Annotated in this window: 15 protein-coding genes and 1 tRNA gene; 10 read left to right on the top strand and 6 right to left on the bottom strand. The window is 72.1% G+C overall.

The features are described 5' to 3' along the window. Positions 1 to 80 precede the first annotated feature (80 nt). From OG900_21315 to OG900_21280, 8 genes are all read left to right on the top strand, one after another. On the top strand, positions 81 to 620 hold the full coding sequence (locus OG900_21315; protein ID WUH92395.1) for a hypothetical protein: 540 nt from the start codon (positions 81 to 83) through the stop codon (positions 618 to 620). Positions 621 to 712: 92 nt separating this feature from the next. Then, entirely contained in the window at positions 713 to 1,150 is a 438-nt protein-coding gene (locus OG900_21310; protein WUH92394.1) for a nucleoside deaminase, read from the top strand. Between the two features lie 41 nt (positions 1,151 to 1,191). Beyond that, positions 1,192 to 1,278, top strand: a tRNA-Ser gene (locus tag OG900_21305). Between the two features lie 296 nt (positions 1,279 to 1,574). Next, positions 1,575 to 2,441: an alpha/beta hydrolase gene (locus tag OG900_21300; GenBank protein ID WUH92393.1), complete on the top strand. Its 867-nt coding sequence runs from the start codon at positions 1,575 to 1,577 to the stop codon at positions 2,439 to 2,441. 155 nt (positions 2,442 to 2,596) lie between these two features. Further along, complete coding sequence (locus OG900_21295) at positions 2,597 to 2,761, top strand: hypothetical protein (protein ID WUH92392.1); 165 nt, start codon at positions 2,597 to 2,599, stop codon at positions 2,759 to 2,761. A gap of 35 nt (positions 2,762 to 2,796) precedes the next feature. Further along, positions 2,797 to 3,090, top strand: coding sequence for a Dabb family protein (locus OG900_21290; GenBank protein WUH92391.1), 294 nt, complete (start codon positions 2,797 to 2,799; stop codon positions 3,088 to 3,090). A gap of 173 nt (positions 3,091 to 3,263) precedes the next feature. Next, positions 3,264 to 4,091 carry an RNA polymerase sigma factor SigF gene (locus OG900_21285; protein ID WUH92390.1) on the top strand — a complete coding sequence of 276 codons (828 nt, stop codon included), beginning with the start codon at positions 3,264 to 3,266 and terminating at the stop codon, positions 4,089 to 4,091. Between the two features lie 166 nt (positions 4,092 to 4,257). Further along, positions 4,258 to 5,094 (top strand): RNA polymerase sigma factor SigF, encoded by an 837-nt coding sequence (locus tag OG900_21280; GenBank protein WUH92389.1) that lies wholly within the window; start codon positions 4,258 to 4,260, stop codon positions 5,092 to 5,094. A gap of 25 nt (positions 5,095 to 5,119) precedes the next feature. Here OG900_21280 and OG900_21275 read toward each other — a convergent pair whose 3' ends face one another. Then, complete coding sequence (locus OG900_21275; GenBank protein WUH92388.1) at positions 5,120 to 5,308, bottom strand: hypothetical protein; 189 nt, start codon at positions 5,306 to 5,308, stop codon at positions 5,120 to 5,122. A 217-nt stretch (positions 5,309 to 5,525) separates the two neighbouring features. Between OG900_21275 and OG900_21270 the strand changes: the two genes are divergently transcribed. Then, positions 5,526 to 7,115 (top strand): MFS transporter, encoded by a 1,590-nt coding sequence (locus OG900_21270; GenBank protein ID WUH92387.1) that lies wholly within the window; start codon positions 5,526 to 5,528, stop codon positions 7,113 to 7,115. 251 nt (positions 7,116 to 7,366) lie between these two features. Beyond that, positions 7,367 to 7,828, top strand: a complete 462-nt coding sequence (locus OG900_21265; protein WUH92386.1) for a PPOX class F420-dependent oxidoreductase — start codon at positions 7,367 to 7,369, stop codon at positions 7,826 to 7,828. A 163-nt stretch (positions 7,829 to 7,991) separates the two neighbouring features. Here OG900_21265 and OG900_21260 read toward each other — a convergent pair whose 3' ends face one another. The 5 genes from OG900_21260 to OG900_21240 form a co-directional block, all read right to left on the bottom strand. Beyond that, complete coding sequence (locus OG900_21260) at positions 7,992 to 10,058, bottom strand: glycosyltransferase family 39 protein (protein WUH92385.1); 2,067 nt, start codon at positions 10,056 to 10,058, stop codon at positions 7,992 to 7,994. Then, entirely contained in the window at positions 10,055 to 11,350 is a 1,296-nt protein-coding gene (locus tag OG900_21255) for a bifunctional glycosyltransferase family 2/GtrA family protein (protein WUH92384.1), read from the bottom strand. Before OG900_21255 ends, OG900_21260 begins: the two co-directional genes overlap by 4 nt. Positions 11,351 to 11,375: 25 nt before the next feature. Further along, positions 11,376 to 12,953: a HAMP domain-containing histidine kinase gene (locus tag OG900_21250; protein ID WUH95866.1), complete on the bottom strand. Its 1,578-nt coding sequence runs from the start codon at positions 12,951 to 12,953 to the stop codon at positions 11,376 to 11,378. Between the two features lie 2 nt (positions 12,954 to 12,955). Beyond that, positions 12,956 to 13,666 carry a response regulator transcription factor gene (locus OG900_21245; protein WUH95865.1) on the bottom strand — a complete coding sequence of 237 codons (711 nt, stop codon included), beginning with the start codon at positions 13,664 to 13,666 and terminating at the stop codon, positions 12,956 to 12,958. A gap of 370 nt (positions 13,667 to 14,036) precedes the next feature. After that, positions 14,037 to 14,699: an HAD-IA family hydrolase gene (locus OG900_21240; GenBank protein ID WUH92383.1), complete on the bottom strand. Its 663-nt coding sequence runs from the start codon at positions 14,697 to 14,699 to the stop codon at positions 14,037 to 14,039. Between the last annotated feature and the right edge of the window lie 28 nt (positions 14,700 to 14,727).

Here is a 14,727-nt window from a genome sequence, read left to right as displayed (position 1 = left end):
GATGCCGATGGGTGGGGCCGACAGAAGTCGAAAGCGGCCCCTCCCGGTCCGGACGGCCTGAGACCAGTGGGAGAGTCACGGTGTACTTCGCCGCACTGCTCGCGCGCACCGAGGACGGTTGGCACGCGAGCGAACCCGATCTCGACAATGTGGAAACCCTCGCCGATCTGAGCGATCTGGCCCGCGCGGCCGGCGACGAGGAGGAAACGGTTCTGGTCTTCATCGAGCAGGAGGACGCCTGGTTCGGCGTCATCCGGGTGGACGGTGAAGAGGATCCCAGGATCTACGTGTCCGACGCGGCAGCCGCCGCCCGCAGCTCGTACGGAGAGATCCTGCTCACGGACGAGGTGCTGGGCCGCGACCCGGAGGACCTCGACGACCTGGTCGACCTCGACGGCACCGAGGACGGCGAAACCGACGATGCCGAGGACGCCGTGGCGGGCCTCTCGGAAGACCATGTGCCGACCGGCCCGCTCGGGGAGACCGACCTGCTGGTCGACCTGGGCATGAGCACCAAGGAGCTGCTGGCACTCAGCGGCGACGGCGCGCTCACCGGGGAGGCGCTGGGCGAGATCGCCGAGGCGCTCGGCTGTGCCGACGTACTGGAGGCGGTCCGCTGACAGCACACCCACCGCCACCGGAGCCTCCGCCAGGGAATGCCGCGGATCCGGCCGACCAGGCCGACCCGGTACGCGACCCGTGGGCCGCCGCCATGCGGCTGGCCCTGGCGGAGGCGGAACAGGCCCCGCTCACCGGCGACGTCCCGGTGGGCGCGGTCGTGCTGTCCCCGGACGGTACGACCGTGCTGGCCCGCGCCCGCAACGAGCGCGAGGCCACCGGCGACCCGACCGGACACGCCGAGATCCTGGCCATCCGCCGCGCCGCCGAGGCCACCGGCCGGTGGCGGCTGACCGGCTGCACCCTGGTGGTCACCCTCGAACCCTGCACGATGTGCGCCGGTGCCATCGTCCAGTCCCGCCTCGACCGGGTCGTCTACGCGGCCACCGACACCAAGGCAGGCGCGGCCGGGTCCCTGTGGGACCTGATCCGCGACCGCCGCCTCAACCACCGCCCCGAGGTCATCGCCGGCGTCCTCCCGGCCCCCGCGTCCGCCCTGCTGACCCACTTCTTCCGGACAGCAGGCCCTTAAGGATTTCGGAGCACGCCTCCGGGTGGGCTAGGATCTGTCTCGGTAGCGTGTCCGAGCGGCCTAAGGAGCACGCCTCGAAAGCGTGTGAGGGGGCAACTCCTCCGTGGGTTCAAATCCCACCGCTACCGCTCTGAACTGCGAGAGCGCCCGCCCACTCGGTCGAGTGGGCGGGCGTTCTGCGTCGGCGGAGGAGCGCGGCCCGGTGGGAGCGGCGGCGCGGCGGCTGTGCGCCTTTGCCGTGTCCGCGGGGCGGGTCTAGCGTGGAATGAGTGGCAGCAGGCGTCATTTGTCGCGAGGCCCCGTGCCGCCCAGGGAGAGACGACTCCCCAGCCTTCGCGGCGACCGCTCCATCCGATGACTCGACTCGGTTGTGCACAGGCGGATCTGGCGCCGTTCGCGCCCCGAGGGGCGCGCGGAGGTCGATGTGCTACCCACGCGACACAAGACAGCGACCGTGAACGGCCAGGAAGTCTTCTACCGCGAGGCCGGGCCCAGTGACGCACCCGTCGTGGTGCTGCTGCACGGATTCCCCAGCAGCTCGCACATGTTCCGCCATCTCGTCCCCGCGCTGGCGGACGATTACCACGTGATCGCGCCCGACCACATCGGATACGGCCACTCCGCCATGCCCAAGGTCGACGCGTTCGACTACACCTTCGACAGCCTCGCCGCCGTCACCGCCGGGCTCCTGCGGGAGCTGGACGTCCAGCGCTTCGCCATCTACGTGCACGACTACGGGGCACCGATCGGCTGGCGCCTGGCGCTCGACCCGGCCTTCGACGTCACCGCGATCATCTCGCAGAGCGGCAACGCCTACATGGAGGGCTTCGCCAAGCCCTTCTGGGACGACCTGTTCGCCTACGCCACCGAGCCGAGCCGCGACACCGAGCCGGGCGCACGGGCCAAGTTCAGCCCCAGCACGACCCGCTGGCAGTACGAGAACGGCGCCAGCGACACCAGCCTGGTGAGCCCCGACACCTGGACCCTCGACCAGCTCCTGCTGGAGCGGCCCGGCAATGACGAGGTCCAGCTCGCGCTCTTCCGCGACTATCCGACGAACATCGACGGATACCCGCAGCTGCAGGAATACTTCCGCACCAGCCAGGTGCCGCTGCTCGCGGTATGGGGCGAGCGGGACGAGATCTTCGGGCCGGACGGCGCACGGGCCTTCTCCCGCGACCTGCCGGACGCGGAGGTCCATCTGCTGCCCGCCGGGCACTTCGCCCTGGAGACCCACCTGGACGCCATCAGCGGCTACATCCACGGCTTCCTCGGGCGCGTCCTCACCTGACGGCGGCGCAGACCCCGCCCGCACCCGGACGCCGATGGCGTTCATAGGATCAGAGGGCCGGGCGGGCGTCTGGTGGCGCCAAGTGATGGATAGACTTCGCTGATTGCACACTTGTGACCGTTGGTGCGGGGCTTCGGCTGGGGAGGGCAAGGAGCATGGCGCAGGCGAGGAAGGTCGCCACGTACGTGCTGGTGATCTTCGTGCTCTACACGATCATCAACCAGCCGGCCAGGGCAGCCGATCTTGTGCAAGTAGGCTTCGTCGGGATATCGAACGCGGCCAAGAGCATCGGCAAGTTCATGCACGACCTTGCCAACTAGCACGACAGCCAGCACGTAGCGAGCGAGGTATTTGGATGATCCGGCATCTGGTGCTGTTCAAGCTCAACGAGGGCGTCTCGCGGGACGAGCCGCGGGTCGTGGCGGGGGCCCGGGGGTTCGCCGAGTTGGGGGCGCAGGTGCCGGAGGTGGCGTCCTGGGAGACCGGCTGGAACGTGAGCGACCGGCCCGTCGCGTACGACTTCGCGATCAACTCCTCCGTCGCCGACGGCGACGCGCTGACGCGCTACATCGAGCACCCTGCGCACCAGGCCGCGGTGGCGCCCTGGGCGGAATTCGCCACCTGGGTGATCGCCGACTACGAGATCTGAGCCGCACGGAATCTCCGCGGCAAGCCCCCCGCCGGGTACGGCGGGGGGCTTCTTCGTGCTCGGGCGCACTGCGGTTGTACAACACGGCAATATGCGGTGCTTGCGCACCCCGCACATGAATTGTGATGCTATGACCGCTTTTGCCGGATGAGTCGACCAGTGTGGGGTGTGATGTGCCGGTGCCGGCCCGTACGGCGTCAACGACCTATCCCCGCGGCAGGACGCGTACCCCGAGCACCAACGCGGCGGACGCACGGGCACTCACCCAGGTGCTGTTCGAACAGATTCGCACACTGGATCCCGGCACACCCGAGCACACCAGGGTCCGCGCGGCACTGATCGAGGTCAACCTGCCGCTGGTGCGCTACGCCGCGGCCCGCTTCCGCAGCCGCAACGAGCCGATGGAGGACGTGGTCCAGGTCGGCACCATCGGGCTGATCAACGCGATCGACCGGTTCGACCCGGAGCGCGGGGTGCAGTTCCCGACCTTCGCGATGCCGACCGTGGTCGGCGAGATCAAACGTTACTTCCGCGACAACGTCAGGACCGTGCACGTACCGCGCCGGCTGCACGAGCTGTGGGTGCAGGTCAGCGGCGCGATCGAGGACCTGACCGTGCTGCACGGCAGGTCGCCCACCACCGCGGAGATCGCCGAGCGGCTGAAGCTGTCGGAGGACGAGGTGCTGGCCTGCCTGGAGGCGGGCCGTGCCTACCACGCGACCTCGCTGGAGGCGGCACAGGAGGGCGACGGGGCCCCGGGGCTGCTCGACCGGCTCGGCTACGAGGACCCGGCGCTGTCCGGCGTCGAGCACCGCGACCTGGTCCGGCATCTTCTGGTGCAGCTTCCCGAGCGGGAGCGCCGGATCCTGCTGCTGCGCTACTTCGGCAACCTGACGCAGTCCCAGATCAGCGCCGAGCTGGGAGTTTCCCAGATGCACGTGTCCCGGCTGCTGTCCCGCAGCTTCGCCAGGCTGAGGTCCGCAAACCAGCTCGAAGCGTAACCGAAAGGGATTAAGCCACCTGCACAGATATGTCGACTTGGCGCTACAGCGTGTTGCCGACATGTGACATTCTGCGGATACCGCGTTTGTCGCGAGCGCACCTCCGGTATTCCAGTGGAGGAACAACGTCGCTCGCGACACCCGTCCGCGACCTCAAGGGGGTGGCATGTCCGTACAGGTGGGCAGTCCCAAGGTGCTCCGTACCACCGACGCACCGCACGATGCTCTTCACGGCGAGGCCATCGACACCCGTACGCTGTCCCGCTCGCTCTTCCTGCGCCTTGCGGAAGTGCCGGTGGACAGCCCGGAACGCACCTACGTACGCGACACGCTGATCGAGCTGAACCTCCCGCTCGTGCGTTACGCGGCGGCCCGCTTCCGCAGCCGCAACGAGCCGATGGAGGACATCGTCCAGGTCGGCACGATCGGCCTGATCAAGGCGATCGACCGCTTCGACTGCGAGCGCGGGGTGGAATTCCCCACGTTCGCGATGCCGACCATCGTCGGCGAGGTGAAGCGGTTCTTCCGTGACACCTCCTGGTCGGTGCGGGTGCCGCGGCGGCTCCAGGAGCTGCGGCTGGCCCTCACCAAGGCCAGCGACGAGCTGTCCCAGCGGCTCGACCGCTCGCCGACCGTGGCGGAACTCGCCCTGTGCCTGGGCGTGTCCGAGGAGGACGTCGTCGACGGCCTCGCGGTCGGCAACGCCTACACGGCCAGCTCGCTGGACTCCCCGCCGCCCGAGGACGACGGCGGCGAGGGCACACTGGCCGACCGCCTCGGCTACGAGGACGCCGCGCTCGAAGGCGTCGAATACCGCGAGTCGCTCAAGCCGCTGCTCGCCCAGCTGCCGCCGCGCGAGCGCCAGATCATCATGCTGCGCTTCTTCGCGAACATGACGCAGTCGCAGATCGGCGAGGAGGTCGGCATCTCCCAGATGCACGTCTCCCGGTTGCTGACCCGCACACTGGCCCAGTTGCGCGAGGGCCTGACCGCGGAGGCGTGAGGACGGGACGGAGTGGTCGGGCGCCTCACTTCATGGCGAGTGCGACCACTCCGACAATGACGACCACCGCGACGACCAGTCCGATGATCAGCCCCGTGCGGGGTCGGGCCTGCGCCCGCTGCACCTCGACGGGGGCCGGCTGCTCGTCCACGAAGGCACGGAACATCTGGGTGCTGCCGGCCGGATCGTAGTTGTTCTCAGGGTTGTTCGACATGCCGCCTGACCCTAGCGTGTCGGCGGAATCCCCCGCACCCCCCGCAGGCCCCTCATCTGCGCCTGATCGGGCAATTTTCGCACCTCGGCGACGGTCCGGCAGCGGTGGGTGACGAGTGAGTGAACGCTTCGTGGCGTACGCCACAGCAGGCCCACAGAACTTGCCCTATACAACCATCTCCTCTTATGGTTGCTTCAGGCAATCAAGTGGAGGCCTGATGGCGACCCCGTCGACAACCGCACGCACCACCACCCCGCTCGACACCCCGGGCGGGGCGCCGATGTCGCACCGGCAGATCATGGAGGCCCTCTCCGGGCTGCTGCTCGGGCTCTTCGTGGCGATCCTGTCGTCCACCATCGTCTCCAACGCCCTGCCGCGGATCCTCTCCGACATCGGCGGCGGCCAGAGCGCGTACACCTGGGTCGTCACGGCCTCGCTGCTCGCCGTCACCGCCACCACCCCGATCTGGGGCAAGCTCTCCGACCTCTTCAGCAAGAAGCTGCTGATCCAGCTGGCGCTGGTGATCTACGTCGCCGGCTCCGTCGTGGCCGGCTTCTCCACCAGCCCCGGGATGCTCATCGGCTGCCGGCTGATCCAGGGCGTCGGCGCGGGCGGCCTGTCCGCGCTCACCCAGGTGATCATGGCCGCGATGATCTCGCCCCGCGAGCGCGGCCGCTACAGCGGCTACCTCGGCGCCACCTTCGCCGTCGCCACCGTCGGCGGCCCGCTGGTCGGCGGCGTCATCGTCGACTCCGCCCTCGGCTGGCGCTGGTGCTTCTACGTCGGCGTGCCCTTCGCGGTCATCGCGCTGATCGTGCTGCAGAAGACGCTGCACCTGCCGGTGGTCAAGCGGAAGGTCACCATCGACTGGGCCGGCGCCTTCTTCATCACCGCGGCCGTCTCCCTCGTGATGGTCTGGGTCTCGCTGGCCGGCCAGAACTACGCCTGGCTGTCCTGGCAGTCGTACGCCATGGTGGCCGCCGCGGTCCTGCTCGGCGCCGTCTTCCTCCGGGTCGAGTCGCGGGCCTCGCAGCCGATCGTGCCGCTGCGGCTCTTCCGCAACAAGACGATCACCCTCACCTCGCTGGCCAGCCTCTTCGTCGGCGTCGCGATGTTCGCCGGCACGGTCTTCCTCAGCCAGTACTTCCAGCTGGCCCGCGGCCGCACCCCCACGATGTCCGGCATCATGACCATCCCGATGATCGCCGGGCTGTTCGCCGCCTCGACCGTCACCGGCCAGGTCATCACCCGCACCGGGCGCTGGAAGGCCTTCCTGGTCGCCGGCGGCCTGCTGCTCACCGCCGGCTCCGCGACCCTCGGCCTGCTCCGCTACGACACCCCCTACTGGCAGGTCGCCGTCTACATGGCGCTGCTCGGCCTCGGCGTCGGCATGATGATGCAGAACCTCGTCCTCGCCGTGCAGAACCAGGTCTCCGCCGCCGACCTCGGCGCCGCCAGCTCCCTGGTGACCTTCTTCCGCTCGCTCGGCGGCGCCGTCGGCGTCACCGCGCTCGGCGCCGTCCTCGGCAACCGCGTCACCCACTTCGTCTCCGACGGCCTGTCCGCGCTCCACGTCAAGGCCTCGGCCGGCGACAGCGGCGGCATCCCCGACGTCGCGACCCTGCCGCCGCCGGTCCGCGGCGTCGTCGAGAGCGCCTACGGGCACGGCATCGGCGACGTCTTCCTCTACGCGGCACCCTTCGCGCTGCTGTCCTTCCTGCTGGTCGTCTTCGTCAAGGAAGTGGCCCTGCGCACCCGCAGCGGTTTGCAGCAGACCGCGCCGGGCACGGCGTCGGCGAAGGAGTGACGGCCGGTCACCGAGACTCCCGTCCACCCGGCCTGTGCCCGCAGCGGAGAGGTCCAGGCACGGAGGTGCGGGTAGGGCCTGGACACCAGGTCCTGGGTCCCGGCGGCGGCCGAGGCAGGGGACGGCCGAAGCCGCCCGCCGGGACCCGCACACGCCGTCCGCCGGACGGCGCGCGCACGCGGGGGCCCCGCGCATGCCCCGTCGGCGGGCTCCAGCGGGAGGTGCGCGGGCGCGCGACGTAGAGTGCGGGCATGGCCCCCAACATCGCCACGAACACCGCGGTATCGCGGGAAGAGCTTCTCGACTTCGTACGCCCCAGGCACCGGGCGATCCTCCTCACCACCCGTGCGGACGGGCGCCCGCAGGGGTCGCCGCTCACGTGCGGCGTGGACGACGCCGGGCGCGTCGTCGTCTCGACCTACCCCGAACGGGCCAAGACGCGCAACGCGCGGCGCGACCCCCGGGTCAGCGTCATCGTCCTGTCGGACGAGTGGGACGGGCCGTGGGTCCAGATCGACGGCACCGCGGAAGTCATCGACGTGCCGGAGTCCGTCGAGCCGCTGGTCGAATACTTCCGCACCATCAGCGGTGAGCACCCCGACTGGGCGGAGTATCGCGAAGCGATGCTCCGCCAGGGCAAGTCACTCATCCGGGTCACCCCGGAACGGTGGGGCCCCCTGGCCACGGGCGGCTTCCCGGCCCGCCTGGCCTGACCTCCCCCCGGGGTCCCCCCGTCCCCGGCTCCCGGGACCTTCCCCCGGTGGGGGCTTGTCGCGCAGTTCTCCCCCACCGGGCCGCAGGGAGAAGCGCGACAAGCCACAGCGGAGCGCCGCTGCCAAGCCGAGGGATCGGGTGGCCGCACCCGAACCCCCGGGGCTACGACAGGTCGTAGACGGTCGTCGAACCCACGGCCTTGGCCGTGTACGTGGACTCGACCCAGGAGCTGATCTGGGAGGCGGCCCCGGAGCCGCCCATGCCTCCGCCGCCCCCCATTCCCCCGCCGCCCGAGGCGATGAAGTAGTGGATGCGCCCGTCGGCGACGTACTGCTTGAACTGCGCCGGCGTCGGAGACGGATCGCTGCCGTTGAAGCCGCCGATGGACATGACGGGCACACCACTGGCCAGCTGGTAACTGGCCTGGTTCTGGGAGCCGACCGCGGCGGCGGCCCACGTGTAGTGGCCGGCACCGGCCTTGAGCAGGGACGTCATCGCCGAGCTGACCTGCGTGCCGTTGAGCAGCCCGCCCATACCGCCGCCCCCGGCGGCCCCGGCGCCCCGGCCGCCCGGGAAGCCGCCCTGGGCCCGCCCCTGGCCCGGCTGCCCCTGCCCTGGCGCAGGGGCCTGCGCTCCCCCACCCCCGGGGCCACCCGGAAACGTACCGGTGGGCGGCCCACCCATGCCGCCGCCCATGCCGCCGCGCGGGCCACCGCCACCCGGGAAGCCGCCGCCGGCGACAGCCGGCCCGGCCGTGACGATGGAGCCCTGGTGCGGGGTCGCCACCGTGTCGAGCGTGTAGGCGGCGGGCCCGCCGAGGGATGCGGCGAGGCCGACGACGGCCGCCGTGCGGGTCAGCGCGGCGAACCGCGCGTAGGGCGCCGCCAGCAGGGCGACGGCGGCGAGGATGCCCGCGGTCAGGACGGCGTAGCGCAGCCAGGGGTGCCAGGACGGGGAGCGGTCGAGGAGGACGTAGGAGACCGCCCCGGTGCCGGCGGCGGTGGCGGCGAGCACGGCAGCGGCGGGGAGAGTGGCGCGGCGGCGCCAGAGCAGCACCGCGCCCATGCCGGTGACCGCCGCGACGTAGGGCGCCAGGGCGATGTTGTAGTACTGGTGGAAGATCCCGGACATGAAGCTGAAGGTCACGAAGGTGCTGAGCAGCGCACCGCCCCAGACCAGGAACGCGGCGCGTTCGAGGTCGGTGCGCGGGGCGCGGCGGGTGAACCACAGCCCGGCCAGCAGCAGCGCGAACGCGGCCGGCAGCAGCCAGGCGATCTGGCCGCCCATCTCCGGGTCGAAGAGCCGGCCGATGCCGGTCTCGCCCCACATGCCGCCGCCGGGGCCGCCCCCGCCGCCGACGCTGCCGGTCTCATTGCCGGTGATGCGGCCGAAGCCGTTGTAGCCGAAGGTCAGGCCGAGGAAGCTGTTGTCCTGGGAGCCGCCGATGTAGGGGCGGGAGGACGCGGGCCACAGCTCGACGATCGCCACCCACCACCCGCCGGCCAGCAGCATCGCGCCGCCGGCGTAGAGGAGTTGCAGCAGGCGGCGGCGCAGCCGGGTGGGGGCGCAGACCGCGTAGACGACGGTGAGCGCCGGGACGATCAGCCAGGCCTGCAGGGTCTTGGTGAGGAAGGCCAGGCCGAGCAGCCCGCCGGCGGCCAGCAGCCACTTGGTGCGGGCGTCCTCCAGGGCGCGCTGCACGCCGTAGATCGTCCCGACCATGAGCAGGGCCAGCAGCGCGTCGGGGTTGTTGAAGCGGAACATCAGCGCGGCGACCGGTGTCACCGCGAGGACCGCGCCGGCGACGAGCCCGGCGGCGGCGCCGAAGCGGCGGCGTACGGCCGCGTAGAGCAGCGCGACCGTGCCGGCGCCCATCAGGGCCTCGGGCACCAGGATCTGCCAGGAGCCGAGGCCGAACAGCCGTACCGACAGTGCCATCGGCCACAGCGCGGCCGGGGGCTTGTCGACGGTGATGGAGTTGGCGGCGTCGGAGGAGCCGAAGAAGAAGGCTTTCCAGCTCTCACTGCCGGCCTGGACGGCGGCGGAGTAGAAGGAGTTGGCGTAGCCGGACGCGCCGAGGTCGTAGAGGTAGAGGACCAGCGTGCCGAGCAGCAGGGCCAGCAGGGCCGGCCGCGCCCAGGCGGGGTCGTCCGGGCGGCCGCGCCAGGTGCGCCGCCCGATCGGCATGGGGGCGGCGGGGGCGGCCGCCGGATGGGTCGGCGCGGTCATCGCGCACTCCTGTCGGACGTGGGGGAGGACGGAGGGGCAGAGGTGGGGGACGGCTCGGGGAAGACCCAGGCCCGGAAGAGCAGGAAGCGCAGCACGGTGGCCGCGAGGTTGGCCGCGACCAGCACCGCCAACTCGCTGCCGTGCGACGGCTCGGCGGTCGCGGTGTGCAGCGCGGCGAGCGAACCGCTGGTCAGGGCGAGGCCGATGGCGAAGACCACCAGTCCCTGCGCCTGGTGGCGCATGGCGCGGTCGCGGCCGCGCACCCCGAAGGTGAGCCGCCGGTTGGCCGCGGTATTGCCCAGCGCGGACAGCAGCAGGGCCGGCGCGTTGGCGACCTGGGAGCCGGCGCCGAGCCGGAAGAGCGAGAAGAGCGCGAGGTAGACCAGGGTGCTCAGCACGCCGACGACGCAGAAGCCGACGAGCTGGCGGGCGAGTCCCGCGGGCACACCGGACAGCTCGCGGTCGCGCGGGTCGTCGCCGAAGGGGCGGCGCAGCCGGTCGAGCGCCAACTGGCCGGTGGCCAGGGCCCGTCCGACCCGCCAGACGCCCCGCAGGTCGTCGCTCGCGGTACGCACCAGCTCGACGCTGCTGTCGGGGTCGTCGACCCAGTCCACCGGCACCTCGTGGATGCGCAGGCCCGCGCGTTCCGCGAGCACCAGCATCTCGGTGTCGAAGAACCAGCCGGTGTCCTCGACCATCGGCAGCAGCCGCTGCGCCACGTCGCCGCGGATCGCCTTGAATCCGCACTGGGCGTCGGAGAAGCGGGCGGCGAGCGAGCCGCGAAGGATCAGGTTGTAGGCCCGCGAGATGAACTCGCGCTTCGCGCCGCGCACCACCCGCGAGGAGCGGGCCAGGCGCGAGCCGATCGCCAGGTCGGAGTGGCCGGAGATGAGCGGGGCGACCAGTGGCAGCAGCGCGTTGAGGTCGGTGGACAAGTCCACGTCCATGTAGGCCAGTACGGGCGCCGCCGAGGCCGTCCAGACCGTGCGCAGGGCGCGTCCGCGGCCCTTCTGCTCCAGCCGGAAGGAGACCACCTCGGGCAGCTCGTCGGCCAGCGACTTGGCGACGGCGGAGGTCAGGTCGGTGCTGGCGTTGTCCGCGACGGTGATGCGGAAGGGGTACGGGAAGGTGCCCGACAGGTGCGCGTGCAGGCGGCGGACGCAAGTGCCCAGGTCGTCCTCCTCGTTGTACACGGGAATGACGACGTCCAGCACCGGGGTGCCGGTCGTGGGCGCCGCGTCCGCGACCGGCAGGTGCTGCCGGGCGGGCAGATCGCCGAGTGGGGTTCGCATACCCCGACACTCGGCAAGTGCCCTGTCATGACGATGTGCTGAGGCTGGGGAAGGCCTGTGAGTGTGCGGAGGGCAGGGTGACGGTGAAGACAGTGCGCCCCGGCCGGCTGGCCAGCCCCACGGTGCCGCCGTGCGCGGCCACGACGGACTGCACGATCGCCAGGCCCAGGCCCGTACTGCCGCCGGAGCCCGAGCCCGCGGGTGCGTTGCGGGTGCGGGAGGCGTCGCCGCGGGCGAAGCGCTCGAAGACCACCGGCTGCAAGTCGGCGGGGATGCCGGGGCCTTCGTCCTCGACCTGGAGCCGTACGCCCCCCGCCGGGTCCGCGGCGACCCGGGCGGTCACGGTGGTGCCGGCCGGGGTGTGCGTACGGGCGTTGGCCAGCAGGTTGGTCAGCACCTGGTGCAGGCGCTGCGGGTCGCCGTGCACGACGGCCGGGGCGTCCGGCAGGTCGAGCCGCCACACATGGCCGCCGCCGGCCGCGCGCGCGTCGCTGACCGCGTCGACGACCAGCGGCGACAGGTCGGTCGGCACGGGGGACAGCGGGCGGCCCGCGTCGAGGCGGGCGAGCAGCAGCAGGTCCTCGACCAGGGTGGTCATCCTGGCGGCCTCGGACTCGATGCGGCCCAGGGCGTGTTGGGTGTCAGGGCCGACGGACTCGCGGCCGCGGCGGGTGAGTTCGGCGTAGCCGCGGATCGAGGCGAGCGGGGTGCGCAGCTCGTGGCTGGCGTCGGCGACGAAGCGCCTCACCCGGGTCTCGCTCTCCTGCCGGGCATGCAGCGCGGAACTCACGTGCCCCAGCATGCGGTTCAGCGCGGCGCCGACCTGGCCGACCTCGGTGCGCGGGTCGGTGTCGGCCTCGGCCACCCGCTCGTGCAGGGCCACCTCGCCGCGGTCCAGAGGGAGTTCGGAGACACGGGTGGCGGTCGCGGCGACCCGGCGCAGCGGGTGCAGGGAGATACGGATCAGCGCGGTGCCCGCGAGCCCCGCGGCGACCAGGCCGGCCGCCGACACCGACACCTCGACCCACATCAGGGTCGACAGGGTGTCCTCGGTGCCCTTCGTGGACAGTCCGACCAGCACGGTGCTGCCGTCGGCGGAGGGCTGCGCGGCCTCCACCCGGAAGCCGCCGAGGCCCGGCACGCCGAGGGAGTGCGGGCTGCCGTCCAGCGGGACGTGCGCGAAGACGGCGGCCTGGGCCGCGGTGAGCCCTTCCGCGACCAGGCCGCCGGAGCCGGTGGACCCGGTGGCGCTGACCGCGGCCTGCGTGACGTGACCGGACGCGCTGACGACGGCGCCGACGGTCTCGCCGGGCTGCCCGCCGCCGATCAGGAAGGCCAGGGGTATGCCGTCGGGCCGGTCGGCCCGGGGTGCGCCGGAGCCGGGCCCGCCGGGGCCGCCGTGCGGTCCGGACGCGCGGACCGCCAGGTCGCGCACCTTGCCGTCGAGCTGGCCGTAGAGGAAGTCGTGCAGCGCGAAGATGGTGACCGCGCCGATCACCGTGCAGACCACGGCGACGAGCGCCACGCAGGACGCGACGAGCCGGCGGCGCAGCGACCATGTGCCGCGCGTGCGTCCGCCGCGCCCCCGCCGCCTGCGCGGCAGCGTCACGCCGGTTCGCCCGGCTTGATCAGATAGCCGGCGCCGCGCCGGGTGTGGATCATCGGCGGGCGTCCGACGTCGATCTTGCGGCGGAGGTAGGAGATGTACAGCTCGACGACGTTGGCCTGGCCGCCGAAGTCGTACGACCACACGCGGTCCAGGATCTGCGCCTTGCTCAACACCCGGCGGGGGTTGCGCATCAGGTAGCGCAGCAGCTCGAACTCGGTCGCGGTCAGGTGGATGTTGAGGCCGCCGCGGCTGACCTCGTGGCTGTCCTCGTTCAGGACCAGGTCGCCTACCGTCAGCAGCGACTCGTTGCGTACGGCGGCCGCGCCGGAGCGGCGCAGCAGGCCGCGCAGCCGGGCGACGACCTCCTCCAGGCTGAAGGGCTTGGTGACGTAGTCGTCGCCGCCCGCCGTCAGGCCCGCGATGCGGTCCTCGACGGCGTCCTTCGCGGTCAGGAACAGCACCGGCACGTCCGGCGTCTCGCGGCGCAGCCTGGCCAGCACTTCGAGGCCGTCCATGTCCGGCAGCATCACGTCGAGCACGACCGCGTCGGGCCGCGACTCCCGCGCGGCACGCAGCGCCCCGGCGCCGTCGCCCTCGGTGTGCACCTGCCAGCCCTCGTAACGCAGGGCCATCGACAGCAGGTCGGCGAGCGGTGTCTCGTCGTCCACGACGAGCACGCGCACCGGCGAGCCGTCGGGACGTGCCAGGTCAGCGGCGGGCGCGGTGCCCGCGGCGGGCTTCGCGGCGGGGTAGGCCGCGGCGGGAGCGATGGGTGTCGTCGTCATGCGCAATAGCCTGTGCGCGCGCTATGAGAGCAGTCTTGGCCGATTCTGTGAATCGTCTGAGAAAGCGCGGCGCGCGGCTTGCAGAAAAGGTCCCGGCCCCGGTGCGGCGGGCGGCGGGGCGCGTCCGGCGCGGACGCACGACGCTACGGGGCGCGGCGGGGACATGGGGCTCGCGGACACCCGCGGGCCGGGCTGCCCCCGGGAGCGGGGGACGTGTGCGCGGGGCCCTCCACCCCGGGGACGTCGGCGGAAACGGATACGCGGGGCCCGCGGATGTCCCCTGGCCGGGTACTCAGGGGGCCGGGCGCAGTTGGGTGGTCGTGAAGGCCGGTGCGAGCGCGTCCCGCAGGTCGTCGGGCTCGCGGTAGTGCAGCGCGCTCATGCCCAGGGCGAGGGCCGCGTCGACGTTCTCCCGCGAGTCGTCCACGAACAGGCAGCGCTCCGCCGCCACTCCCGCGTGGTCCACGGCGATGGCGTATATGCGCGGGTCGGGCTTGGCCACCCCGACCCGCGCGCTGCTGACCACGTGGTCGGCCAGATCGATGAGCCCCAGCGCCGCGAGGTCGTCCTCCAGGTCGACGGACGCGTTGCTGACCAGGACCAGCGGCAGCCCGGCCTCGCCGCGTATCCGGCGCAGCAGCCCGACGACCGCCTGGTCGGCGGCGAAGGGCGACGCGGCCAGCGTGGCGGCCAGCGGCCGCGCGTCCGCCGCGCCGAGCACCCCCTGCCGGGCGAAGGCCGCCGCGATCGACTCCACCCACTCACGCGGGGTGATCTCCCCCAGCAGCAGCGGCATGTCGACCTCGGGCGCGAACGCGATCCGCGCCGTGGTCCCCTCGGCCAGGCCGACGGCACGCTCCAGCGCGGTGAGCGGGGACGGGTCGTAGTGGCGGATGACGTTGTCGATGTCGCACAGGACGGCGTCGAAGGGGCGCGGCAGCGGGGTCTCGGTCACCGCACCTGCATAGCACCCGCCGGGCTCC

This window comes from Streptomyces sp. NBC_00433 (assembly GCA_036015235.1).
Taxonomy (GTDB): domain Bacteria; phylum Actinomycetota; class Actinomycetes; order Streptomycetales; family Streptomycetaceae; genus Actinacidiphila.
The sequence above is the reverse complement of the archived record's forward strand: the minus strand, read 5'-3'. Positions and strand labels throughout refer to the sequence as shown.